Below are 324 nucleotides of genomic sequence, written 5' to 3' on the forward strand. Positions count from 1 at the left end.
GCGAGCGTCGCGCAGGGCGGCACGAACGTCTCGGGCGGGCAGCGCCAGCGGCTCGCGATCGCCCGCGTGCTGGTGCTGCGGCCCGAGGTCTACGTCTTCGACGACGCGTTCTCCGCGCTGGACACCGCGACGGACGCACGGGTGCGCGCCGCGCTCGCCGCGGAGGTCGCCGACGCCACGCTCGTCGTGGTCGCGCAGCGCGTGTCCACCATCGTGGGCGCCGACCGGATCGTCGTCCTCGACGGCGGCGCCGTCGTCGGGCAGGGCCGGCACGAGGAGCTGCTCGCGACGTGCCCGACCTACGCCGAGATCGTCTCCTCCCAG

At 75.6% G+C, this 324-nt stretch carries 1 protein-coding gene; it reads left to right on the plus strand.

What is annotated here, in order from left to right:
* Window positions 1–324: ATP-binding cassette domain-containing protein (locus tag GTR02_RS22235; RefSeq protein WP_166609613.1), on the plus strand; the 324-nt coding region annotated here is incomplete at both ends.

Source organism: Kineococcus siccus (genome assembly GCF_009906795.1).
GTDB lineage: Bacteria > Actinomycetota > Actinomycetes > Actinomycetales > Kineococcaceae > Kineococcus > Kineococcus siccus.